This window comes from Arenibacter arenosicollis (assembly GCF_014397245.1).
Taxonomy (GTDB): Bacteria; Bacteroidota; Bacteroidia; order Flavobacteriales; family Flavobacteriaceae; genus Arenibacter; species Arenibacter arenosicollis.
This window is the reverse complement of record NZ_JACLHY010000020.1, coordinates 52,040-77,637: the sequence shown is the minus strand read 5'-3', so window position 1 is coordinate 77,637 and position 25,598 is coordinate 52,040. Positions and strand designations below refer to the sequence as shown.

Genomic DNA, 25,598 nt, shown 5'->3' with positions numbered 1-25,598 from the left:
GGTTTATACGAAATGCAATAAAGGAGTTTATTCATCAAAATCAATAGGAACTGAACAAGTTTCAGTGCAAAAAAACACTAATCATGTTTAAAAATTACATTAAAATTGCATGGAGAAGCCTTAAAAGGCAGCCCTTTTTTGCATTTTTAAATACGTTTGGCCTGGCCATTGGAATGGCCGGGGGACTGCTCATATCTTTATACATCTACGATGAGATGAATTTTGATACGATGTTCCCTGAGGCCGATCGCATTTATAGAATAAATGCAGATATAAAATTTGGTGGAACGGAGAGTAAATCTGCACAAGTTTCAGCACCAATGGCTGCAGCAATGGAAAGCGATTTTTCTCAGGTTGAACTAACTACTAGATTTAGGAATTTGGGCAGTATGCTCCTTAGAAAGAGCAATACGGAAGCCAACATAAAGGAACAAAGTGCAACCTTTGTGGATGCTACTTTCTTTGAGATGTTCGGTCTTGAACTGTTGGTTGGGGATGTGCAAACTGCCTTAAAAGAACCCAACACCTTAGTCCTGACCAAGACGGCAGCCCTAAAACATTTCGGATTAAAAAAAGCTGTAGGTCAAAGTTTGATATTGAACAACACCGATACCTATACTGTAACAGGCGTAATAGAGGATATGCCAGAGCGTTCATTTCTTAGAAATCACAATGTTTTTATGGCGATGGCAGGGAATGAAGATGCGCAAAATCAGGAATGGACCAGTCATAATTTTTTCACATTTATTAAGCTGATACCAGGTGCAGATATAGCCAATCTTCAGGAGCCCTTACAGTCCATGGTCGGTACATACATAATGCCGTATGTACAGACATTTCTGCCCGGTGTAACCGAAGAACAGTTGGCGGCCTCTGGTAATTACCTGTATTATAACACCATAGCATTAAAGGATATACATCTGTATTCTAACAAAGACCATGAACTAAGTCCAAATAGTAGTATTCAAAATGTCTATATTCTTTCGTTCATTGGCTTGTTCTTGATATTATTGGCCAGTGTTAATTTTATGAACCTATCAACGGCACAGTCCCTTAAACGGGCAAAAGAAGTTGGTATTCGCAAAACTTTGGGGTCGGACAAATCTGCCTTGATACGGCAATTTTTGACCGAATCGGGTTTAATTTCCTTTATCTCCCTTTTGTTTTGCTTGGGCATAGCAATAGTGGCCATCCCTTATTTTAATGCACTTTCCGGGAAGTCCATTTCCATACCATTTACCAATCCCATTTTCTGGATTGCTTTATTTGTTGGTGCTACGGTTTTAGCACTCTTTTCTGGAATGTATCCTGCATTCTTTATGTCGCGTTTTGCGCCGGTGAAGGTGCTTAAGGGGGCAGGAGCAACTAGTACTGGTGGAGGAAACATTAGAAGTTTACTTGTGGTATTTCAATTTGCTATTTCAATATTTTTGATAGTAAGCACTTTGGTAGTCTTTATGCAATTGAAGTTCATTCAAAGTAAAGATCTGGGTTTTACAAAAGATCAGGTTCTGATTGTTGATGATGTATATACATTGGGCGATAAAGCTACCACTTTTAAGGAGCAGGTGGAACAACTTGGCCAAGTGGAAAGTGCAACGTTGAGCAGTTTTTTACCAACTCCATCCGTTCGAAGTAATACCTCCTTTTTTAAGGAAGGGGGGGCAACGGCGGAAAATTCTATAAATATGCAGATATGGAATGTTGACGATGATTATATCCCCACTATGAATATGGAAATCCTGGAGGGCAGGAACTTTGATAGACAGTTTGGTACCGACTCTACGGCTATGCTGATCAACGAGTCGGCGGTTGCCATTTTGGGAGTGAAGCCCAAAGAAGCCTTGGGAATGCGAATTATTCGCAATTTTGAAAATGGGACTTCTAACAATTTTACAATTATTGGTGTCATCAAAGATTTTAATTATGAATCGCTCAGGGAAAATATTGGCGCCTTGAGTATGACTTTGGGAAGGTCTACCGGTTCTTTGGCCGTAAAACTTGAAGCTGGGAATTTTTCACACTCGATTTCAAGTATTGAAGGAATATGGCACAAAGTCGCACCGGGGCAGCCTTTCGGCTATCGATTTATGGAGGACTCCTTTAATACCACCTATGAAGCAGAGCAGCAGTTAGGACGCATTTTCGTGACCTTTACCATATTGTCCATTTTAATCGCATGCCTTGGATTGTTTGGCCTAGCGGCCTTCAATGCCCAAAAACGCACCAAGGAGATTGGCATCCGAAAAGTCCTTGGCGCCAGTATTGGCCAAATAACTTATCATCTTACGACCGACTTTCTAAAAATGGTAGGGGTAGCCATTATAGTTTCCCTGCCCATTGGCTGGTACTTAATGAACAAGTGGCTCGAGGATTTTACCTATAGAATAGAAATTAGTTGGTGGGTATTTGTATTTGCAGCGCTAATAGCCCTCACCATAGCGGTACTAACTGTAAGCTACCAAAGTATAAAGGCGGCCATAGTAAATCCGGTAAAAAGTTTACGTACAGAATAGTTAATCGGAAAGTGGGAAGTATGATGTATACAGTGATAATTGAACAGTAAACAATGGATAGTGGATAGATAGTAATCAAAACTCATATCATCAATCAAATCAAAACGAAGATCATGTTTAGGAATTATTTTAAAATCGCTTGGCGAAATATGCGGAGAAATAAATTGCATTCCGCCATTCATATTTTTGGCTTGGCCATCGCTTTTTCCATTTGTATCCTTTTATTTTTGACGGCCTATTTTCATCTGAGTTTTGATTCTTTCCACAGGGATAAGCCCCAGCTGTTTAGAACTTCCCGCCTTATAAACAGTGCCCAGGGTACTGAAATGAGTTCCCAGATGCCATTGCCTGCCGCTGCTGCTTTAAGGACCGATATTCCGGAAGTGGAGGCTGCTATAGTGGTAAATATGGGGATGCCTGAAAATTTCTCATACGAGGAAAAAAATATTGAACGGGTGGTTGTTAGGACTGATCCCAATTTTTTTGATATGTTCAATTTTCCGGTACTTATTGGTAATGGTAGCATGGCACTTTCCGGTATTCAAGACATAGCTTTAAGCGAAACTACGGCCAAGGCCATTTTTGGGGAATCGGATCCCATAGGGAAGGAGCTAAAAATAGGCAGAGGCGAAGACGTGGAATACTACACCGTAACGGCTGTGGTCAAAGACTGTCCAAATAATTCCAGTATTCGTTTTGATGCGGTAGCCCGCATCCAATCACTTCCCAATTATGCACAACTTCAAAATAATTGGGGCTCGAATGGATCCAGTGTTTTTGTTAAAATCTCCAAAAATAGTGATCTGCAAAAAGTTGCTATGAAACTGGAACCTTTTGTGGAAAAATACTATCCCGATCAATTAGCCCAACTAAGGTCGGGTCGGTCGGATGTTAAGAAATCCTCCGAACTATTGAGCATAAACCTCACCAATATAAATGATATTCATTTTTCAGGGGAAAGGAGTTCTTCCAAGCTATTGGTATATGCACTTATGTCTTTGGGGGCCTTTATTCTATTGATTGCCTGTTTTAATTTTGTAAACCTTAACATGGCCAATTCTTTTAAAAGAAGCCGTGAGCTGGGAGTAAGGAAGACTCTAGGGGCCTATAAGGGGCAACTTTTTATGCAGTTATGGGGAGAAGCATTGCTGCTCTATTTTGTTGGTTTTATGTTGGGATTGGGCCTAGCTTCCCAATTGATACCCGTCTTTAATGCTCAATTTGGAGGTGGTATTGAAATTTCAGCGCTATTCCAGCCCACCTTTTTGGCAATTATGACAGGCGTCTTTTTACTGGTAACCCTGATTGCTGGGGGATACCCAGCCTTAAAAATGGCCAACTTTAGTTTGGTTGGCGTCTTAAAGGGTAAGATCTCCACCAAGAGACCAGGAGCGCTTCGCAATAGCTTGTTGGTAAGTCAGTTTGCCATTTCCAGCCTGTTAATCTGCATAAGTTGGATAGCAGGCCAACAACTGGATTTTTTAAGGGAAGTACCTATAGGTTTTGAAAAGGAGCAGGTTATAAGTATTCCTGTAGGTTTCCAACAAGATGGTAGAAAAATATTGGTGCGTATGCGGAACGAACTTCAAAACGATCCCAATATTGTTTCCATTACCGGGACAGGTGGTAATTTAGGAAGGGGCTTGGACAAGGTTACTGTCAGGTCGGTTGTAGGGTTCGATTATAAACAAAACCAGGTTTCGGCCGATTGGCTCTTGGCGGATTATGATTTTTTAAAGACTTTACAAATTCCAATTATTAAGGGAAGGGATTTTGATCCTGCCTTTGCTACGGATACAATAAATGCGTTTGTGGTTACCGAAAGCTTTGTAAAGGCTATGGGAGAACCTGATCCTATTGGTAAATATTTTGGAGGGGAAGAAGCAGGATTGGGGAATAGAATTATAGGAGTAATACCAGATTTTAATGCCTATTCTCCGTCCGATAAGTCATATCCAATTGCCATTCATCTATCCGCAACGGAACGTATAAATTATATTTTCCTAAAGGTTAAATCGGATAATCCACAGTTGGTGATGGAACATATCGCATTAGTTTGGGAAAAGCTTACGGATAATGCCCTCTTCAACGCTTCCTTTTTGGATGAGAATCTACAGGCCTGGTACGAGGGCGAAATAGTTATGACCACAGTATTTAGTACTGCATCGGCCATAGCCATATTCCTTTCCTGTTTAGGCCTTTTCGCCATATCATTAATGGTCATAGAGTTGAGAACCAAGGAAATAGGGATACGAAAAGTTATGGGGGCATCGGTGAAGAGTATTGTTGGTATGATATCAATTCACTTTGTAAAACTGGTATTGCTCAGTCTTTTAATTGCAGTCCCCTTGGCCTGGTATATCATGCAGATGTGGATCGAGAATTATGAATATCGTATATCCATCGATCCACTCATATTTTTGGGGGTGGGAGCTATGGTAATAGCGGTGGCGTTATTTACGGTCAGTTTTCATACCATAAAAGCGGCCATTGTTAACCCGGTAAAAAGTTTACGAACGGAGTGAAAAAGGAAACGGTTGTTAGTAGCCAGTGAACAGTGAACAAGGCGAACGAATTTGGCCAACGGTATTGAGTGTGGGGAAGGTGGCATAGAGGGCAGAAAATGGAAAGGGTGGTTCGATCAGTTCGCAGTTGATAGTAAAAATAAGTTGTATATAGTCGAAAGTGAACAACTAAAAGTTGAAAACACATATCATCAATCAAATCAAAAACGCAAATCATGTTTAAGAACTATTTAAAAATAGCTTGGAGGAACCTATGGAAAAATAAGGGCTATTCCGCAATAAATGTTGGCGGGCTTGCCTTGGGAATGGCGGTAACGCTCATAATTGGTCTATGGATCCAAGATGAACTTAGTCATAACAGCTATTTTAAAAACAAAGACAGTATTGCCCAAGTGTTCCAATCACAAACATTTAACCAAGAAACCGGTACAGGCCCTGCGATACCCCGACCCTTGGAAAAAGTGTTACGAGACGGTTATGCAGATAACTTTAAGCATTTGGTGATGTCTTCTTGGAACATTTCCAGATATCTGCGATACAAAGAGAAAAGTCTTTCCAAAACAGGAAATTTTATGCAGCGGGAAGCTCCTGAAATGTTGGATTTAAAAATTATAAAAGGGGAGAAAGATGGTTTGCGAGAACTAAATTCCGTAATGCTGTCCGAATCCGTCTCCCATGCACTTTTTGGTAATGAGGATCCTATTGGTAAAACCTTAAAAGTAAACAATCAATACGATGTAATGGTGACTGCGGTATATGAGGATATTCCTTTTAATAATTCATTTAATGATGTCGAATTCCTAATGCCGTGGGACAAAATGATCGCGACCCAAGAATGGATGAAGAATGCTGAAGATCAATGGGGAAATAACTCCTTTCAGATGTTCGTCCAGATTGCTGACAATTCTACAATGGAAAAAGTTACCGAGGCCATTCTGAATGTGAAAAAAAATGCAAACGAGGATACGGCGGAATTCAATCCAAAAATATTTCTCTTTCCAATGAAAGATTGGTACCTACGAGGCAATTTCGAAAACGGGGAGCAAGTTGGTGGGCGCATAAAATATGTGTGGTTATTCGGAATAATTGGGGCTTTTGTATTGCTATTGGCATGTATAAATTTCATGAACCTTAGTACGGCTAGGTCCGAAAAAAGGGCCAAGGAAGTGGGGATTCGAAAATCCATTGGCTCACAAAGAAATCAATTGATCAACCAGTTTTTGAGTGAATCTTTCTTAGTGGTATTGTTTGCGTTTATTATTGCCGTGATAATAGTCTTATTGTCCATGAACGGATTCAATGATTTATCCAAGAAGGAAATTTCGTTCCCTTGGAACAGCACTAATTTTTGGGTTGTATTATTGGTGTTTATAACGATTACTGCTTTAGTGGCAGGTAGCTATCCGGCACTTTATCTGTCTTCTTTTAGACCAGTGGATGTATTAAAAGGAACCTTCACATCCGGAAAATATGCCGGCTTGCCCAGAAAAATTTTGGTCGTACTGCAGTTTACTGTTTCCGTGGCCTTTATTATTGGAACCGTCATAGTAATGCAGCAGATCAATTATGCCAAAAACCGACCCGTGGGGTATGATAAAGCTGGCCTTGTTCAGATACCTACCTTCAGTCAAGATTTTGAAGGTAAATATGATTTAATGCGAAGCGAATTTTTAAATTCAGGTGCGGTAATCGAAATGTCGGCTTCCAGCAGTCCAACCACACAGATTTGGTCCAACCGCAGTGGATTTGATTGGGAGGGGAAGCCCGAAGGTTTTCAAGAAGATTTGGCATGGACCGAAGTAACTCCGGAATACGTTAAGTCTTTGGGTATGAAAATTGTTGATGGTCGAGATTTTTCGAGGGAGTTCGCTACCGATTCAAACGCGGTATTGATCAATCGGACTGCAGTAAAATACATGGGCATCAAGGATCCAGTTGGCAAGTTTTTGAAAGATGATGATGAAGAAGATCCGGGTCCGCCCTTAAAAATTATTGGTGTTGTAGAAGACATGATTACGCAATCGCCATATGAACCTGTTAAGCAGGGTGTTTATGTTTTTGATAAACACGGCAATTCCAGTTTCTACAATTTAAGATTGAATCCAAATCAAAGTGCAAGTCAGAACATGGCGATTATTGAAAATGTGTTTAAAGAACATTTTCCTAGTCTTCCTTTTCAATATGATTTTGTGGATGATGAATATGGCGAAAAATTTGCTGCTGAAGAACGCATTGGAACCTTATCTGGAATTTTTACGGCCTTGGCCATATTAATAAGTTGTCTTGGCCTATTCGGACTCACATCATTTGTTGCGGAACAGCGTACCAAGGAAATTGGGGTCCGGAAGGTTCTAGGAGCCACAGTATTCAACGTGTGGAACATGCTTTCCAAAGATTTTTTAAAACTGGTAATCATTTCTTGTTTTATAGCCATACCTATTTCATACTACGTTATGAACGGTTGGCTGCAAGACTATCCATACCATGTAATCTTGGAGTGGTGGATCTTCGCTTTTGCCGTTATTGGATCGTTGGCGATTACAATATTAACCGTGAGTTTTCAGGCCATTAAAGCGGCTAATGCCAACCCGGTAAAAAGTTTGAGAACGGAATAATTAAGTAATCAGTAGAGCGATGGCAGTAGCAGTAAAGATTATCCTATATCTAAGAATATCCAATGATGTGCAATTGATACGAAGACATTAAAATTTAAATCAAAAACCGAACTGTTTCCCCGTCTACGGCGGGACTAAAGGGAGGACTAAAAACAGGAATCATGCTAAAAAATCATCTAAAAATTGCCTTACGATTCTTTTTAAGGAACAAACTGTTTACTGGCATCAATGTCTTAGGGCTAGCAATTGGAATAACGGCATTTATCCTGTTGACACAATACATCACATTCGAAAAAAGCTATGATACCTTTATTCCTGATGTTGATGACCTGTATAGGGTTACCCTTACTACAAACTTGGGCGACAATGGTTTTGTTACTTCAGCGACAAATCACCCTATGACGGGCCGGGCCATGCTATCGGATTTTCCGGAAGTTGAAAGTTATACGCGTATCGCCGATAAGCCGATGGCGTTTTCTGGTACCATGAATATTTCATATACCAATACCTTTGGTGACGAAATAAAATCTGATGCCAATGATGATCATATTTATTTTGCCGATAATTCTATTATCGATCTTTTCGATTTACAATTCATTCAAGGTGATGCCGCAACAGCACTCAATGAACCTATCTCCGTCATACTGAGCGAGAAAATAGCCCATCGCTTTTTCGGGAATGAAGACCCTATTGAAAAAATGATAGAGGTCAATGATAATTTTAAATTAAAGGTAACCGGTGTCTTTAAAGAACGACCGGACAATACGCACTTACCTATGGGTATGATTGTTTCCTATAACATCTTCGGCCCAAATGGCGATCATGCCAACAGTTGGGTATGGCCGGAATTTTACAATTACATTAAACTAAAACCGGGAACAAGTCAGAAGACCGTTGAAGCCAAGTTTCCGGAATTCGTAAAAAAATATTTGGGGGATATTATGATTGAGCACGGTTTTGAAGCAAAAATGGCATTACAACCAGTTAAGGACATTCATTTAAAATCTCATTTATTAAAAGAGATTTCTGCCAATAACAGCGAAGGTACCTTGTACTTTTTATTGATCGTAGCGGGTTTTATCATTGCCATTGCTATGATTAATTTCATCAACCTATCTACTGCCAAATCGATGGAGAGAGCCAAAGAAGTCGGGATCAAAAAGGTGGTTGGCGCCCCTAGATCAGTGCTTATACATCAATTTCTATTTGAATCGCTCCTCATTAATTTTTTTGCAGTTATCATAGCATTTGTATTTATTAATTTGTTGATTCCCTCTTTTAATTCATTGGTCGGAATAGAGGTTTTAAGCTTTGAGATGTGGGGTGAATGGCAAGTCTGGTGGGCCATGATAGGTATATTTCTTATCGGGGGAGTTTTAGCAGGTCTATATCCAGCCTTTGTATTGTCCGGATTTGTACCCATTGAAGTTCTTCGGGGAAAGTTCCATAAAACAACAAAAGGGAATACACTACAAAAGGCTATGGTAGTTTCTCAATTTGCCATTTCAATAGCCCTTATTGCGGGAACCTACATTGTTTATAACCAATTTTCATACATGCAGAACCAGGACCTTGGTTTCAATGCTGAACAAAATCTTGTCTTTGCAGCACCAACTTATGCTGATTCAACCACCCAACTGAAAGTGGAATCTTTTAAAATGGAATTGGTTCAAAACCCAAGAATCAATAGTGTTGCCTTGTCCGATGAAATACCAGGAAAACCAATTGTACAAGGGAATACCATAAGACAGGTGCATAAACCAAGAGAATTGGGGGTCAGTGCCAATTTCGTAATTATAGATCAAGATTTTATGAAGACCTACGACATCGACCTCTTGGCAGGAAGAGATTTTGTGAAGGAAGATACTAGTTCATTGTATACAAGGGAAGGTCCCGTTCCGTCCGGTCATAGGGTCCTGATCAACCGTTCGGCGGCAAGAATATTAGGGTTTTCAGAACCTGAAGCGGCTATCAACAAAAAGATGATTTTTAAGTATGGCCCTATTGATAGAACAGCTGACATAATCGGAGTAGTGGAAGACCATCATCAACAATCACTTCAAAAAGGGTACGACCCAATTGTCTTTATGAATCTCATGGGCTACGGGGTCTCGTTCGTAACTGTAAATATAGCCGCTGGTAATATTCGTGAAACCACGGGCCAAATAGAGTCCAAATTCAAAGAGTTTTTTCCAAACGATTTGTACAACTCCTTTTTTATGGACGACTATTTTAACCGGCAGTACCAGGCCGAATCGAAATTTGGGATCATCTGTTTGGTGTTTTCATTGTTGGCAATTTTTATTGCTGCTTTAGGTCTATTCGGTCTGGGTTCGCATATGGCTATGCAAAAGACCAAGGAGATAAGTGTTCGGAAAGTTATGGGCGCCACGGTGGGACAGGCCTTGGCTATAATTCCAAGTAAATTGCTTAGCCTGGTGCTGCTGTCGGGGGCAATAGCACTACCGATCATCTATTTTGTGACCCAAAAATGGTTGGAAAAATACGCCTTCAAAATTGACCTAAGTATTTGGATGTTCGTAGTGCCACTCATTGTAGTACTACTGGTAGCAGCATTGTCAATCCTCTCCCAATCGTTTAAAACGGCAATGGTCAACCCGGCAGAATCGTTGAGAAACGAATAATCATCAATCAATAAAATCAACAATAATGATAAAAAATTATCTAAAAATTGCTTGGCGAAGCATTAAGACTGATAAGCTCTTCACCTTTATTAAGGTCGGTGGTTTTGCCGTGGGCATTGCGGCATGTCTGTTGATTGCATTATTCATTAAAGATGAACTCAGCTATGACCAGCAATACGAAAACAAGGACCGTATTTATCGGGTTGTTTTGCAGGGTTTTATGGATGGTGAAATTAAAAAGAGCGTCCATTTTCAATTGCCTTTTGCGGATGCCCTACAATCCGATTTTCCGGAGATAGAAAAGGCTGGAAAAATAAATATGAGCGAGCTCTTTGGCGCTGGGAAACGTGGTCTGCGATTAACGGGTGAATCCCAGAACAATTTTGAGGACGGGTTTGTATTTGCCAACCAGAACATCTTTGAAATTCTTGAGATAACCTTGGTACAGGGAAATACCAAGGAGGCCTTGTTACAACCTGGCAATATTGTAATTACCAAATCCAAGGCAGATAAATATTTCCCTGAAGGGAATGCCCTGGGCAAGTCTATTGTATTGGATAACAACACCTCAAGACCTTATACGATTACCGGCGTTATGCCAGATTTTCCCAAAAAATCCCATCTCCAGTTTAATTTTTTGTTACCCATAGAGGATACGAATATGAGCTGGACCAATCAGAATTATTTCACCTATGTTCTCGTAGACGAAAATGCCAGTATTCCAGCCTTGGAGAAAAAAATGTTTTCCATAATGGAAAACTACATCATCCCGGCCCAATTGGCGTATGGACGTGACCCAGCTTTTATCCAAGTCCTAAAAACTGTTGAATACAAGTTGCAACCCATTGCCGATATACATTTACGATCAGATCTTGCCATGGGGGATGGTCTAAAACATGGTGATATTCGGTTTGTTTGGCTTTTTGGAGCCATAGCAGGGTTTATTTTATTATTGGCCTGTATCAATTTCATTAACCTTTCAACCGCCAAATCGGCCAATAGGGCAAAGGAAGTAGGAATGCGTAAAACTGTTGGGGCTTACAAAAGTAACTTGGTTGCACAATTTCTTACCGAATCGGTACTGTACAGTCTAATCTCCTTTTTATTGGGGCTGATGTTAGCCTGGGTCTTGCTACCCACCTTTAATGAAATTGCAGCAAAGTCCATTTTATTTCCCTGGGAGGTTTGGTGGTTTGTACCGCTTATGGCATCCTCGGCCCTATTTATTGGAATTATAGCAGGAATGTACCCTGCATTTTATCTTTCTTCCTTTAGACCTGTTAATGTTCTAAAAGGGAGCCTTAGTGTCGGCAGTAAGAGCGGAAATCTTAGAAGCGGTTTGGTCGTGTTTCAGTTTGCTGCATCGGTTATCCTGATTATCGGAACATTGATCATTTACAAGCAAATGAACTATATCCTACATAAAGAACTGGGTTACGACAAAGATCAGGTTGTGATTTTGGAAGGGGCCAATATTTTGGGAAATAAATCGGAAAGCTTCAAGGCACAATTGTTACAGCTTCCTCAAGTACAAGCTGTAACAAAAAGTGATTATTTGCCGATCGATGGCGCCAAAAGGAATGGCAATACTTTTAAAAAAGTGGGGGAGGGGATTGAAGATCGAGGGATACCTGCGCAAGTTTGGCGAGTGGATTATGATTACATAAAAACACTGGGGGTAAAGGTGAAGGAGGGTAGGGATTTTTCCAGGCAAATTGCTTCCGACTCCATTAATTCGATGATTATTAATGCGAAAATGGCCCAGGATCTCGGTTATGAGAACCCTATTGGAAAGTACATTAACAATGGAAGGGACTGGACCATTGTAGGGGTGGTACAGGATTTCCATTTTAAATCCTTGAAGGAAGATATAAGCGCTCTTACCTTAGTTGTTGCAAACAATGACCTCGGTGCAATTTCGGTAAAACTTAAGTCGGATAATATTGGGGGGGGCTTGGCAGCCATTGAAGCAATTTGGAACAAAAATGTACCCAACCAAGCCTTTGCTTATTCCTTTTTAGATCAGAAATTTACCCAAATGCACGAGGATGTGCAACGTATGGGGAAAATATTCAACAGCTTTGCCCTGTTTGCTATTTTAGTGGCATGTTTAGGGCTGTTTGCACTGTCCGCCTTTATGGTGGAACAAAGAAAAAAGGAAATAAGTATTCGGTTGGTTTTAGGAGCTCCCTTTGAAAGTATTTATAAACTGTTGACCTTGGATTTTTTGAAGTTGATTGTTATTGCCATACTTATTGCGATACCTATAGGATGGTATATGATGAACCGATGGTTGGAGGATTTTGCCTATAAGGTGGATATTGGATGGGAAATATTCCTGAGTGCAGGTATGATTGCTATGGCTGTTGCTGTAGCGACAATTAGCTACCAGTCTATAGGGGCAGCATTGATCAAACCTCTTAAAAGTTTAAGAACGGAGTGAAAAATAAATCTAACCTTTTATTGCGGCCGTTATCGAAAACCAGGACGACATAGGAATAATAACTCGACTCCGTTCGAGCAAATGAAAAACAATAATTATGCTATTACAACTTAACAACATTTTTAAATGGGTAAACTCAGGCGGGCAACGTATCTTCTTGTTAAAGGATATAAACCTCACTGTGGCAGAAGGGGAGTTTATTTCGGTTATGGGTCCCTCAGGCTCCGGTAAATCAACGCTGCTCAATGTTATTGGCATGCTGGATAATTTTGACGAAGGGGAATACAGTTTTTTGAACGAGCCAGTTCACACCTTAAAAGAAAAGAATCGAGCCAATTTGTACAAACAATATATTGGCTTTGTATTTCAATCCTACCACTTGTTGGATGACCTAACGGTAAAGGAAAATCTGGAAATGCCCTTGTTGTATAAGAAAGTCGGCAGCTCTGAACGGAAATCCTTGGTGGCTGATACCTTGGATCGTTTTAATATAGTTGGAAAAAAAGATCTTTTTCCTTCACAGCTGAGTGGTGGACAACAACAATTGGTTGGCATTGCGCGGGCATTAATTTCATCTCCGAAACTTATTTTGGCCGACGAGCCTACCGGAAACTTAAACTCCAAACAGGGCGAGGAGATTATGGAACTTTTCAAGCAATTGAATAATGAAGGGGTTACCATAATTCAAGTTACCCACTCAGAAAAGAATGCTACGTACGGTTCACGAACCATCAATCTATTGGATGGTCGACAAATCAATGCATTGAATGGCTAGTGCAGTTAGATACTACTTAATTACAAAAAAGGCTACCTTTTTAGGGTAGCCTCTATTAAAAACACTTTATCACAATCAACTTGTTGTAATTTCCTTGACCGGCGATGGTTTGGATACATCTGTACCTTTTTTGGTATAAACCCTAACGTAATACTTGGTTTTGGTTGTCAAACCGCTTACGGCTGCGGATAATTCACTTACCTCCTTCTTATTAAAACCGGCAACGGTAGAGCTAAAATCCGATTTGGTGGAAACTTCTACCAGGTACTTATCTGCTCCGGTTATTGCACTCCACTCAATTTTGAATGATGTATTCTGAATATCAGTTGCATCCTTTAGCACTGGTCCTGCTATTAGTTTAGTGGTCGTAGCATCTTTAGCTGCAGATGCTTTTGACACGTCACCGCCATCTTTTGCGTAGACCCTGAAATAATATTTGGTTTCCCCTTCTAATCCACTGATTGTGGTACTGTTGGTGGTAACCGATTTTTTATTGTAACCCGTAACCGAAGTACTAAAATCAGCTTTGGTGGAAACTTCAATGAGGTAACTATCCGCCAAATCCACTTTCGACCAGGATGCTTTAAACGAAGTAGCCATAAGTTCACTGGCATTGCTTAGGGTAGGGGCCGCTACTTTTGAATCCGAATCATTGTCGTCATCCTTACTACAAGACGTTGTCAAAACTGGGGCTAAAGCCATACTAATTAAAAAGTAATACAATGGGAATTTAATCTTGTTTTTCATGTAATTTTTGTTTTTTAATGTTAATAACCCCATTACGTTGAAGCTTTACTAAACGCTACATGCTTTTAATTTTTTTTTTTAAATAATCCAAACAAGAATGAAAAATCGATCCTAAATATGGCCAAGTTCAATAAAAGACATTGGACAAGGTGGCTCATAAACTTTGTTTTTCCGACGAACAATATATCATACTAAATGTCAAGAGATATGATATTTCAACGCACTATTTAATATGGATGACAAATGCAATAACTTGGATTAACTGAGGATACAAAAAAAAGCCCCTATCAAGAACAATAGAGACTTTTGATAAATAAAAACAACAACTAATTCAAATTCTAGTGATTTTCCAACCTATGTCTTATTTCGTGTACTCATTCACATTATTCCAGTGGACTTAAAGACAATTTATTCCAATGATAATGAATACCTGTTCTTAACTAAACCCATCCAACATAGTTCAATCAATAAAATATATTTAAAGGCTCTAGAAAACTATGCTGTCAGAATTACCTACATGTATCCAAATGTCCGACTCACAGCTATATTTCCATATCATTTTATTTATAAGTACTGATTTTCCAGAATACAATCATGGATTTAGGGAAACTTTTAAGGCTATACCGCCCATCGGAACTTTGGTATTATCAGTGGATATAGAATTTAACGGTAACTTATAAAAGGGTTGTATTTCATATTTTACCCGATCCGATAAAGGAGCCTTATAACCAATGGATAAATTAATTGTACCAAAGGGGTGTAACCGACTTCCTTTATAGTCTGATTCTTTTTTTGAAGATATCTCTTCCTTAACCCTGTAACTCTGCACAGTCCCATTAACATCGTGATATACCTCTACCTCACGGAAGGTCGTTTTTGTTGCTACCGCATTTTCATTAAACGTTAAATAGGACGACATCCCTGCTTGAATAAAAATAAAGTTTCTTTTACTAGGGATCTTGTACATAATATTAATAGGTATATCCAAATTCTTAAGACTCGTTTCTTCCTTATTGTATTTATCCTCTTCCATTGAGGCTTCAGATGTTGCAAGAATTGATTCTTCATTCTTAAGTCGCAAATTATTAAATATGATGCCAGTGTTAAATGCAAATGCCGAGGATTTTATCGGCACATTCAAAACAACCCCGGCCCCAAAGTTGGTGGAAGTCAGGGTCTGGCTATTGGCATTATTTGAACCATAACTTGGCGACACCTGGAATCCAATTTCAACATCCCCTTGGACAGTACTTGTAACTTTGTAGTCGACATCCTTTTTGAGAGTTGCAAACTGCTCTGTAATCCAATCATAATTGTCAAAGGGTAAATTGAACAAATCAATGTCTCCAACTTGAATAGGCAAAGCGTTCTCAAATATCTTTACAGACTTTGTTACGGCAACTATTGTTCTCACTTTTCCGTTAGAATCGACATATCTACTATTCATATGGGCCAATGCATCTTCAGCATCTAGATTCATTGGCTTAGAATCACTAACTTTAGTTACATTAATATTATCCATCTCGGTGCTCTCTTTCAGGAGATTTATACCAGTTCCAACACTATCCTCGCCTGATGTAGATTCCAATATTCTGGAATGGGGTAGGGTGAGGTCCTTTATAGTTACGGGATATTGAAAATCTACAGGATGATGTGGGTTTTTTATTAATATCCAGCCAATTGAAATCAGTAACAACATAGAAGAGGCGACTCCCGTCATACACCAATAATGAATACGGTTCTTTCTTTTCTTCTTGCGGGTTAAAAAACGCTCCCATGCGCCATCCTCATAGACTTCTACATGGTGAAGTATTGTGTATCTTACTTTCTTTGCTAATTCTTCGTCAAATTGTTCTTTCATCCTTACTATTTAAAATGTCTGGTTACCAAGCCCCTCAATCTCTCCTTAGCTCTTGCGAGATAAGTCCTAGATGAACTTTCGCCTATGCCCATTAACTCAGAAATCTCCTTATGGTCATATCCTTCGATTTCATAGAGATTAAAAACCGTCCTTAACATTTCAGGAAGTTCTCCCAATAATTGATAAATATCATCAATGTCCAAGTTGTCCAATAATTCCACTGCCGGCAAATCCCTGGAACAATCGGATACGTCCAAATGATATAGATGTTTTTTGTTTCTTCTAAATTCATCTATGGCACAATTAATGGTAATTTTTCTTATCCAACCTTTAAACGATTGTTTGTGATCAAAGGATTCGATCGAATCAAAAATCTTAATAAAGGTATCATCAACCACTTCTCTTGCTATATCCTTATTTGTACAATATGCCATTCCTATGGCCATGACATAACCGTAATATTTCTTATACAGACGTTCCTGATCTTTTCCTATTTTCGAAATACAACCAGAAATTAATTTCGTCTCTTCCTCCTTAGTGTCCTTGCCCAACCTTATTCACAATTATACCAGTTAAGGGAATTAAAAAGAATTTCCTGAAACCGGTAGCCACATTGATTGTTCTTTTTCTCCGCAATTTTATTTTGTGAATGAACAGGTTCCCATATTTTAAAAAAACCGTTCACACTTTATACTTAGAATTATTTAAAATGATGGTTATGGCTTTATAATAATATATATAGGGGCATTATTGAACTTTGGTCCATCCAAAAATGAATACTTAAAATAAATGGGTTCCGGTTCAAATCAAATGACCCTTTAAAGCAACGGCTGTTATTTTTTATATTTTGATTCAAGCGGTGCAAGAACTATTCTTATACCAATAAAAATTTATTAATATTAATCTTGATCGAAATTTAAAATCAATTTGTCTTCCCTATTCCAAAAGGACAGAATTACCTTTAACGGCCCAGCATCAATAGTGCTTTAAACAAAATGGCCCATTCCTTCGCATAGTTATTAGATTGAATTTAAATACCTTAACGCCAATTGCCCGAATGATCTACGGACCATGGCATTAACCTAAATTATTCCCTATACGAAAGGTTGCGGTAAAACGCTACATGTACATAGAAAAAAATATCCGGACTTCAAGAATGGCTTAATACTTTGTTTCACAAATAGGCCCAAAGGACTCATAGGCCCACATAACATTGATCCAGTTGACAATTGAAATTATTTCCATTTTAAGTTTTGGGGGAGGATGGAAATTCCTTGTGATGGGGCCATTATACCATTAACCGCGCTACGAACGATTTTCAGCCATGGAACTATAGTCTATTCGTGCAATCCTATTCTGTATTATAATGCCACAGTTGATTCAATACCTAGGTGTTCGTTGGGATTATTTTTTATTAATCGAAAATTAGTTTGACATCGTCGCTACCCATAATCTCATTAAAGATTAATTATTCTTCGTAGAAGACGTCAATCATTAGATTTGGTTGCTTCAGCCGAATTAAAATTAACAAACCAAAGTATTTTGATCATTTATGAGACCTATTTTGAACTTGCAACAGCCTTATGGAAATACTTGCCGGCCAGCCGCCATCTGGGGTGTCTCGGTTTGGGAAGGACAAGTTCAGTAAATCCCAAATACCTATATTTTCAGGGTATAAACAGATGCCAGCCAATACTCGGCTTATGGAATTAAATTAGGTAAAAAACAAGTTGTGTTGATTAAAACTGTAATAATCTGAACCCAAGCCTATTTAATAGTTAATAATTCAGATGATAAAATAAATGGGGCAATCTTCTATCCAAACAGAAAAGAGGCTAGATTTGGATTTATGAAAAGTGTCAGAAATACCTTGTTTTCAAATAGCGAAACTTTCGGAGGACTTGTGGAAAATTCTTTGCCCGATATGCCCGAAATACCCATATGCTCCTTTTCAGGTAAACCTGCTGATTATTATATTGGTTTATCCGGTCCAGGTCATCATGATGAAATTAGATTATTGGGGCCAATATGCTCGAAGTTTGTTGAAACGGCCATTGTCAATGTATTGGGGCAGGGAGTGGACAACATACAATGGCCGGTTATTTTGGATTTGAAAAAGAATATATACTATCATTCCCATGATGCCCATTTAAAAGGGCATTCCGCAATCATGGGTTGGAAGAATCGGATAATTTCCAAAGCAAAGGAATAATCGTCGTAGGAAATAAATAGCTTTTTTACCAAGTCTTAAAACTTCATCATTCAATATCTCTCTAATATTCGGATTTCTTTATAATAAGTATATTGCCATTGGTCTAGTTAATTAATTCAAAGTAAATGAAAAGAAAACTTGAAACCATAGGATTTACAATGGGGTGGTTTGCAATTTTTGGTCAATTTATCCTATTGATTATGAATAGGCAAGCGGGGTTATTTGAAACCATTATTCGTTTTTTTAGTTTTTTCACCATTTTGACCAATATATTGGTCGCACTATACTTTACAATGTCATATTTAGATTCCAAGAAGAATCCTTTAAACCTAATTCTGTCCACTGGAGCCATGACTGCCTTAACTACATTTATATTAATTGTAGGCTTGGTATATCAGGTTAGTTTAAGACACATATGGAGCCCTACCGGCTTACAATTTGTGGTGGATGAATTACTACATACGGTTATCCCGATCTACATGTTAATATATTGGTTCATCTATTCGAAAACAACTGAATTGAAGACCAAATCAGTTCTAAACTGGTTACTATATCCATTGATCTATGTTGTGTTCATAGTTTCAAGAGGATATATTTCAAATTACTATCCTTATCCATTTCTAAATATACCTGAAATAGGCCTCGAACGTTCCCTGTTTAATATTGGCATAATTTTGGGTGTATCCATCCTGATGATGACATTGCTCATAATCACTGGAAAATTTCGTAAAAACTTGATCAAAGAATAATTATATGAAAAAGAATTACATTTTAGTTTCAACCCTTTTGTTTATGGTGGTTATCGTTTCATGTACCGCAACTAAGAATGGGAGTAATAATAACCTTTACAATTCCATATGGGAATTGGAGTATATATCAGGAACGCGGATTGCTTTTGATGGCCTATATCCGGACAAGAAGCCGGTAATTTCATTTAACCAAACCACAGGGAAGATTACGGGCAATAACAGCTGTAACGGTTATTCCGCCGATTTTAAAATTGATGGTAATAGTATCACCATAGGCGAACCTGGTCCTTCCACAATGATGTATTGTGGTGATGGCGAACCACAGTTTTTGAATATGATGAAAAAAATAAATGCCTTTAGCCTTGACAAGGAGGGTAGGCTAAATTTAATGATTGGAGAAATACCCATGATGAGATTCAAAAAAATAAAAGAATAGACCATTGCGTTCAAATCTTCTGGGTTATTTACTGCTTTCAATACCTAAAGCTCTTGGTAATTTTTATTCTTATAAGCAGATTTTTATTTTTCCAACTTTCCATACTGAAAAATATGAGTAATATTGTAAATGTTCGATTTTCGTTTAAAGGTTTTTCATACGGTCGCTAGAAGGCTAAATTTTACCAAAGCCGCAGAGGAATTATTAATATCCCAACCTGCTGTGACCAAACATATAAAAGAGTTGGAAAGTCAATTTAACCTGGCACTTTTTGATCGAAGGGGAAACAAGGTAATACTATCCAGGGCAGGAGAAGTTCTTCTAAAACATACAGAAAACATTCAAGAAATCTATAGGCAAATCGAGTTTGATCTAAACCAGTTCAACGAGGCGTTCAAAGGGGTTTTACATGTGGGTTCCAGCACATCCATTACGCAGTACATATTACCTCCATTATTGGCCCGGTTCCATGCTATGCACCAAGATGTGAAGGTAGAGCTGTTCAGTGGCAATTCGGAACAAATTGAGATGGCCCTTCTAAATAAGAGCATAGAACTTGGCGTAGTTGAGGGCAAATCCAAAAGGCGTGAAATTCACTATTCCCCTTTCTTAAAAGATGAGATCGTACTGGTTTGCGGGAGTAAAAATCCTATGTCAACCAAAGAAGAGATAAGACCCGAAAACCTGAAGAACATTCCTTTGCTATTACGGGAGCCCGGATCGGGGACCTTGGAAGTCATTGCCGATGCTTTAAAGCAAAAAGGAATCCGACTTGGAGACCTAAAAATAGAAATGCAATTGGGCAGCACGGAAGCCATAAAATCCTACCTACAACACTCTGATTGTATGGCATTCGTTTCCTTACATGCCATATTTAAAGAACTTAAAAGCGGCGTCTTAAAGATAATAGAGATTAAAAAACTGCCGATCCATAGGCAATTTTATTTTATAACGCCCCAAGGTCCTGAAGGAGGGTTGTCCTTATTACTAATGAATTTTTTAAGGAGAAACCATAATTTTTAGTTGTCATTGGTTATTGAATTGAGAATCGATAGAAGCATCTCTTCACTAATATTACATTAAACTATATTATAACTTCCACTCATCAAGGTCGACAATCGTCATAACCTTAGGTTATCATAAATTAATGTTTGCAATTGGCTATTGGGAATAAACCCTCGTAAATTTGAATCTGAAAGGCTTCATTAATTTTGAAGTTGCCTAATAGTATAATTTAAAAATTAAAGATATGAGTTTGAGAATTGGAGACGATGCGCCAAACTTTAAGGCGCGGACGACGGAAGGTGAAATAGATTTTCACCAATGGCTGGGCAATAGTTGGGGAATTTTATATTCACACCCTGCAGACTATACCCCTGTGTGTACAACAGAACTTGGCAGGACCGCCCAGTTAAAGGAAGATTTTGCAAAAAGAAAGACTAAGGTACTCGCTGTTAGTGTTGACGACTTGGATTCACATTATGGCTGGGTAAAGGACATCAACGAAACCCAAAACTGCAATGTGGATTTCCCTATTATAGCGGATAATGACAAAAATGTGGCAACCCTTTATAATATGATACATCCCAACGCATCTACTTCTGCCACAGTTAGATCTGTTTATTTTATCAGTCCCGACAAAAAGGTACAGGCCATTATTACGTATCCCGCTTCTACGGGAAGAAACTTTTCCGAAATTCTCCGCGTTGTCGACTCACTAAAACTTACAGCGGAACATAATGTGGCCACTCCAGTGGATTGGGAAGATGGCCAGGATGTAATTATTCCACCAGGAGTGAAGCAGGAAGATGTAGAAGCCAAATATCCTAAAGGTCATCGAGTTATAAAGCCATACTTGAGGTATACTCCCCAGCCCAATAAATAATTACTAATTATCTGAAAACATGGAACTAAAAAGAGGATTGGACAGAGGACCGTTCAACGATGAGCAAGTGGACAAACTCAATATAGCTTTGTCCGGCCTTGACTCCGGTCAGCTTCAATGGCTAAGTGGTTATTTCGAAGGGCTCATTCATACGTCTTTAAACAAACCCTCTACTGGAAATCTACCATTGGATTCGGGCCACAATACTAAAAATGAGCTTAAACACGAAAAAGTGCATATTCTTTTCGGGAGCCATACAGGTAATTCTGAAAGTTTGGCCATAGACCTACATTCCAAGGTAAAGGATTTGGGAATTGATGCAGTTATTTCCGACATGGCCTCTTTTAAAACCAGGGAACTCAAGGGCATCAAAAAATTGGCCATAATCGTAAGCACCCATGGATTGGGAGAACCCCCGGTACAAGCTGAAGATTTCTATCGATACCTGCACAGCAATAAGGCACCAAACCTGGCGCATTTGCAATTCTCGGTTTTAAGCCTAGGAGATAGTAGTTATATTGACTTTTGCCAGACTGGCAAAGATTTTGATACCGTACTTGAAAAACTTGGAGCTCAAAGAATTGTTCCGCGTGAGGACTGCGATGTAGATTACGCAGAACAGGCAGAGGCTTGGCAAAGCACGTTTCTTAGTGCCGTAGTGCAGACAAATGGCCAAACTTCCCCGGTCAAAGCGGAGAACATTCCCGATAATCCGGCTAATAAGTCCCAATATTCCAGAAATAATCTTTTTGAAGCCACCATTCTCGAGAAAATCAATCTAAACGGACAGGGATCTTCCAAAGAGACCGTTCACCTTGAATTGGATCTGGAAGGATCTGGAATAAAATATGAGCCTGGGGATGCCTTAGGCGTGTACGGTTCCAATTCCCATGAACTGGTAGAGTCAGTTTTGCATACCACAAAGTTAGCGGGCGAAAAGGAGGTAGAAACCTATGAAGGTACCAAAACGCTACATGATGCACTTACATATAACTATGAACTTACTCCACTTTCAAGGAACACGCTTTCCGGATATGCAGAACTAACAGACAATAAGGGGTTAAAGAAAATCCTTGAGGATAAAATTGCACTTCAGGAGTATCTTTCCGGACGTGATTTTTTAGATCTGATAAACGAGGTGCCGTACGAGTTGACTTCTGACGAACTGATTTCCATTTTGCGCAAAAATACCCCACGGATGTATTCCATAGCCTCGGCTCAAGATGTAGTTGATGAAGAAGTACATCTGTTGGTGTCGGTTGTCCGATATAGTGCATTAGGCAGAAACAAGGAAGGGCATTGTTCATCTACCCTGGCAGACAGGCTTGATATTGGCGATAAAGTAAAGGTCTTTGTTGATCGGAATACACGCTTTAAGCTTCCCAAAAATCCTGAAGTGCCTATTATTATGGTTGGTCCGGGAACTGGAGTGGCGCCATTTAGGGCATTTATGCAACAACGGGAAGTATTGGACAAAAAGGGACCTTCCTGGCTTTTCTTTGGCGATCGGAATTTCACTACAGATTTCCTTTATCAGACAGAATGGCAACAATATTTGAAGGAGGGGGTGCTGACCAAAGCAGATGTTGCCTTTTCAAGAGATCAGGATCAAAAGCACTATGTACAACATAGAATGTTGGAAAACGGTAAGGAGTTATATGAATGGTTGGAGAAAGGAGCGCATTTTTACGTGTGCGGTGACGCTAAAAAAATGGCCAAAGATGTTGATGTTGCCTTAAAGCAGATTATACAACAACAGGGGGGGATAACTATTGAAAAGGCAGAAGAGTATGTAAAAAATCTTCAAATTGCGAACCGTTACCAAGCAGATATCTATTAAGGCCGATTCAGGTGAGCTAAAATACCAAGGAAATATTTTTATGGGAAAACAATTGGATTACAAGGAATTATCGGAAGATGAACATATCAAGGACAAGAGCGATTTCCTCAGAGGGAGTATAAAGGACAGCCTAAAAAACCCTTTGACCGGAGCTTTATTTCCCGACGATGTCAAGCTTATAAAATACCACGGTTCTTATCAGCAGTACGACAGGGATTTGGAGAGTGAACGAAGGCAGAAGAAATTGGAGCCATTGTACCAGTTTATGGTTCGAGTTAGAGCTGCTGGTGGTGTTACTACTCCTAAGCAATGGTTGGCCCTCGATGAACTTTCTGAGCAATATGGAAATGGCACCCTTAAATTGACCACTAGACAATCTTTCCAATTTCATGGCATATTAAAAAGGAATTTAAAACCTACGATTCAGAAGGTTAACGAAGTTTTGTTAAGTACGCTTGCGACCTGCGGGGATGTGAATAGGAACGTAATGTGCAATCCAAACCCTTACCAATCCCATATCCACGAAGAGGTATACCAACTTGCAAAAGAAATAAGCGATTATTTTCTTCCAAAGACAACTGCCTATCATGAAATTTGGTTGGACCAGGAAAAAGTAGCGGGAACCCCAGATTTTGAACCATTGTATCATCACCACTACCTTCCAAGAAAATTCAAAATAGCATTGGCAATTCCACCAAACAATGCCATCGATGTTTTTGCGAATGACCTTGGACTTATTGCTATTGAGGAAAACAACAACATAGCAGGATATAATATATGTGTTGGTGGTGGATTGGGAAGTACCTTTGGTAATGACGCCACTTATCCGCGATTAGCCGACGTTATTGGTTTCGCGCCGAAGGAAAAAGTGATTGATTTAGCCGAAACAGTAATAGCCATCCAAAGGGATTACGGCAACCGATCTGACCGCAAGTTATCGAGATTAAAACATACCATAGACGACAGGGGGTTGGAATGGTTTGTAGCGGAACTTCAAAACCGATTGGGATGGAATCTGGCCAAACCAAAATCCTATCGATTCAAATCAAACGGAGATGAATATGGATGGCTAAAAGGCACCAACAATAAATGGTTTTACACCTTATTTGTGGAACATGGTAGAGTTAGGGATGAAAATAATTATCAGCTGAAAACGGCTTTAAGGGAAATTGCCAAAATTCATACAGGAGATTTTCGATTGACAGGTAACCAAAATCTCATTATTGGAAATATAGAGGAAGGTAAAAAGCAGGGCATTGATGCTATTTTGGAATTGTATGGTGTTGGTAACCATCCTAAACTAACGGGCCTACGCAAGAGTTCCATGGCCTGTGTCGCATTGAACACATGTGGATTGGCTTTTGCCGAAGCAGAGCGTTACCTTCCTTCCTTAATAGATAAGCTGGAGGTAATTATGAAAAATAATGGCCTGGAGAAGGATGAAATTAATATTCGGATGACAGGTTGTCCAAATAACTGTGCACGATCATCACTAGGGGAAATAGGTTTTGTGGGTAGGGCCATTGGTAGATATAACATGTACTTGGGTGCAAGCCATAACGGTGACCGATTAAATACCTTATATAAGGAAATGCTATCCGAGGAAAACATTTTAGAGGAATTAGAGCCAATTATCAAAGCCTATGCCCAGGATAGGTTAGGGGAGGAGCATTTTGGAGATTTCGTAATCAGAAAGAATATTATTGAACCAACAGATCGGCCAATACGGGTTATGAACTAGAGCATTGCTTATATGAAACCAACTCTAAAAAACACTAAGGATGAATTTCATGGTACCTATAATCTTCTCCCATAGTAATAGCTTTAATGTCGATGGATTATTAGTTATTCGTACAACTCGCCAATACTGACTTCTTATTGAGGTTCTTATTCTATACGTTAAATTAACAGTATAAAAAGTGTTATGGAAGATAGAATAACTTTTTTATTGCATTAAATGCCTATGTAACAGTAATGCATTCCGAAACCTATTAAACATGTGGTATTCAATTCTTCAAGCCAGCCCATCTTGAACCAATACCGTTTTCCCTTGCAACCAAAAATATGTACAGTGGCGTTTCCCAAAGACCGTGCCTTCCAAGTACAATTATTATGGATACTCTCAATAGAAACTTGAGTAACACAATTTACCTTCTTGAAACATTTAGTATAGCTTAGAATTTTAAATTTTAATCGTACATTTATCAACACAAAAGCACGGGGTGCCTGGTAAAAGCCAAGCTGAGATAATACCCGAGACCTGATTTGGATAATGCCAACGTAGGGATGCAAGCTAAGATATTTCATTTTAGGCTCCATTCATTGGTTACCCCAAAGAATGGAGTTTTT

16 protein-coding genes and 1 riboswitch are annotated in these 25,598 nt (G+C 39.1%); of the genes, 13 read left to right on the top strand and 3 right to left on the bottom strand.

Annotated features, from left to right (window positions below; genetic code table 11):
• Positions 1-83 precede the first annotated feature (83 nt).
• From H4O18_RS16780 to H4O18_RS16755, 6 genes are all read left to right on the top strand, one after another.
• Positions 84-2,516, top strand: a complete 2,433-nt coding sequence (locus H4O18_RS16780) for an ABC transporter permease (RefSeq protein ID WP_187586684.1) — start codon at positions 84-86, stop codon at positions 2,514-2,516.
• A gap of 149 nt (positions 2,517-2,665) precedes the next feature.
• The gene (locus H4O18_RS16775) at positions 2,666-5,041 is read left to right on the top strand and encodes an ABC transporter permease (protein WP_187586681.1); all 2,376 of its coding nucleotides are present in this window, start codon (positions 2,666-2,668) and stop codon (positions 5,039-5,041) included.
• A gap of 215 nt (positions 5,042-5,256) precedes the next feature.
• Entirely contained in the window at positions 5,257-7,656 is a 2,400-nt protein-coding gene (locus H4O18_RS16770) for an ABC transporter permease (protein ID WP_187586679.1), read from the top strand.
• Positions 7,657-7,817: 161 nt separating this feature from the next.
• Positions 7,818-10,301 carry an ABC transporter permease gene (locus tag H4O18_RS16765; RefSeq protein ID WP_072861153.1) on the top strand — a complete coding sequence of 828 codons (2,484 nt, stop codon included), beginning with the start codon at positions 7,818-7,820 and terminating at the stop codon, positions 10,299-10,301.
• Between the two features lie 25 nt (positions 10,302-10,326).
• Positions 10,327-12,744 carry an ABC transporter permease gene (locus H4O18_RS16760; protein ID WP_187586677.1) on the top strand — a complete coding sequence of 806 codons (2,418 nt, stop codon included), beginning with the start codon at positions 10,327-10,329 and terminating at the stop codon, positions 12,742-12,744.
• A gap of 97 nt (positions 12,745-12,841) precedes the next feature.
• The gene (locus H4O18_RS16755) at positions 12,842-13,519 is read left to right on the top strand and encodes an ABC transporter ATP-binding protein (RefSeq protein ID WP_072861155.1); all 678 of its coding nucleotides are present in this window, start codon (positions 12,842-12,844) and stop codon (positions 13,517-13,519) included.
• A gap of 75 nt (positions 13,520-13,594) precedes the next feature.
• On the opposite strand, the gene H4O18_RS16750 is transcribed toward H4O18_RS16755, so the two are convergent.
• The 3 genes from H4O18_RS16750 to H4O18_RS16740 all read right to left on the bottom strand — a co-directional run bounded on the left by H4O18_RS16750 (position 13,595) and on the right by H4O18_RS16740 (position 16,678).
• A complete protein-coding gene (locus H4O18_RS16750) occupies positions 13,595-14,266 on the bottom strand; it encodes a fibronectin type III domain-containing protein (protein WP_187586675.1) in 672 nt (223 codons plus the stop codon).
• 592 nt (positions 14,267-14,858) lie between these two features.
• Positions 14,859-16,127, bottom strand: coding sequence for an outer membrane beta-barrel protein (locus H4O18_RS16745; protein ID WP_187586673.1), 1,269 nt, complete (start codon positions 16,125-16,127; stop codon positions 14,859-14,861).
• Positions 16,128-16,132: 5 nt separating this feature from the next.
• Positions 16,133-16,678, bottom strand: coding sequence for an RNA polymerase sigma factor (locus tag H4O18_RS16740; RefSeq protein ID WP_187586671.1), 546 nt, complete (start codon positions 16,676-16,678; stop codon positions 16,133-16,135).
• A 1,298-nt stretch (positions 16,679-17,976) separates the two neighbouring features.
• On the opposite strand from H4O18_RS16740, the gene H4O18_RS16735 reads away from it, so the two are divergent.
• From H4O18_RS16735 to cysI, 7 genes are all read left to right on the top strand, one after another.
• Positions 17,977-18,339: a hypothetical protein gene (locus H4O18_RS16735; RefSeq protein ID WP_072861158.1), complete on the top strand. Its 363-nt coding sequence runs from the start codon at positions 17,977-17,979 to the stop codon at positions 18,337-18,339.
• Positions 18,340-18,464: 125 nt separating this feature from the next.
• Positions 18,465-19,088: a Pr6Pr family membrane protein gene (locus H4O18_RS16730; protein ID WP_187586669.1), complete on the top strand. Its 624-nt coding sequence runs from the start codon at positions 18,465-18,467 to the stop codon at positions 19,086-19,088.
• A 4-nt stretch (positions 19,089-19,092) separates the two neighbouring features.
• Positions 19,093-19,524 carry an META domain-containing protein gene (locus H4O18_RS16725; RefSeq protein WP_072861160.1) on the top strand — a complete coding sequence of 144 codons (432 nt, stop codon included), beginning with the start codon at positions 19,093-19,095 and terminating at the stop codon, positions 19,522-19,524.
• A gap of 129 nt (positions 19,525-19,653) precedes the next feature.
• On the top strand, positions 19,654-20,547 hold the full coding sequence (locus H4O18_RS16720; RefSeq protein ID WP_072861161.1) for a LysR family transcriptional regulator: 894 nt from the start codon (positions 19,654-19,656) through the stop codon (positions 20,545-20,547).
• Between the two features lie 226 nt (positions 20,548-20,773).
• On the top strand, positions 20,774-21,409 hold the full coding sequence (locus H4O18_RS16715) for a peroxiredoxin (RefSeq protein WP_187586667.1): 636 nt from the start codon (positions 20,774-20,776) through the stop codon (positions 21,407-21,409).
• A 19-nt stretch (positions 21,410-21,428) separates the two neighbouring features.
• Complete coding sequence (locus H4O18_RS16710) at positions 21,429-23,249, top strand: assimilatory sulfite reductase (NADPH) flavoprotein subunit (protein WP_187586665.1); 1,821 nt, start codon at positions 21,429-21,431, stop codon at positions 23,247-23,249.
• Positions 23,218-24,990 (top strand): assimilatory sulfite reductase (NADPH) hemoprotein subunit, encoded by a 1,773-nt coding sequence (gene cysI, locus H4O18_RS16705; RefSeq protein ID WP_343065473.1) that lies wholly within the window; start codon positions 23,218-23,220, stop codon positions 24,988-24,990. The genes H4O18_RS16710 and cysI overlap by 32 nt, the downstream gene beginning before the upstream one ends.
• Positions 24,991-25,457: 467 nt before the next feature.
• A riboswitch (TPP riboswitch) is annotated at positions 25,458-25,553 on the top strand.
• Positions 25,554-25,598: the final 45 nt, after the last annotated feature.

What these genes read in the sequence shown, in the direction of transcription:
- H4O18_RS16780 (WP_187586684.1), top strand. Translation starts at nt 84, where the DNA reads ATGTTTAAAAATTACATTAAAATTGCATGGAGAAGCCTTAAAAGGCAG.
- H4O18_RS16775 (WP_187586681.1), top strand. Translation starts at nt 2,666, where the DNA reads ATGCGGAGAAATAAATTGCATTCCGCCATTCATATTTTTGGCTTGGCC.
- H4O18_RS16770 (WP_187586679.1), top strand. Translation starts at nt 5,257, where the DNA reads ATGTTTAAGAACTATTTAAAAATAGCTTGGAGGAACCTATGGAAAAAT.
- H4O18_RS16765 (WP_072861153.1), top strand. Translation starts at nt 7,818, where the DNA reads ATGCTAAAAAATCATCTAAAAATTGCCTTACGATTCTTTTTAAGGAAC.
- H4O18_RS16760 (WP_187586677.1), top strand. Translation starts at nt 10,327, where the DNA reads ATGATAAAAAATTATCTAAAAATTGCTTGGCGAAGCATTAAGACTGAT.
- H4O18_RS16755 (WP_072861155.1), top strand. Translation starts at nt 12,842, where the DNA reads ATGCTATTACAACTTAACAACATTTTTAAATGGGTAAACTCAGGCGGG.
- H4O18_RS16750 (WP_187586675.1), bottom strand. Translation starts at nt 14,266, where the DNA reads ATGAAAAACAAGATTAAATTCCCATTGTATTACTTTTTAATTAGTATG.
- H4O18_RS16745 (WP_187586673.1), bottom strand. Translation starts at nt 16,127, where the DNA reads ATGAAAGAACAATTTGACGAAGAATTAGCAAAGAAAGTAAGATACACA.
- H4O18_RS16735 (WP_072861158.1), top strand. Translation starts at nt 17,977, where the DNA reads ATGAAAAGTGTCAGAAATACCTTGTTTTCAAATAGCGAAACTTTCGGA.
- H4O18_RS16730 (WP_187586669.1), top strand. Translation starts at nt 18,465, where the DNA reads ATGAAAAGAAAACTTGAAACCATAGGATTTACAATGGGGTGGTTTGCA.
- H4O18_RS16725 (WP_072861160.1), top strand. Translation starts at nt 19,093, where the DNA reads ATGAAAAAGAATTACATTTTAGTTTCAACCCTTTTGTTTATGGTGGTT.
- H4O18_RS16720 (WP_072861161.1), top strand. Translation starts at nt 19,654, where the DNA reads ATGTTCGATTTTCGTTTAAAGGTTTTTCATACGGTCGCTAGAAGGCTA.
- H4O18_RS16715 (WP_187586667.1), top strand. Translation starts at nt 20,774, where the DNA reads ATGAGTTTGAGAATTGGAGACGATGCGCCAAACTTTAAGGCGCGGACG.
- H4O18_RS16710 (WP_187586665.1), top strand. Translation starts at nt 21,429, where the DNA reads ATGGAACTAAAAAGAGGATTGGACAGAGGACCGTTCAACGATGAGCAA.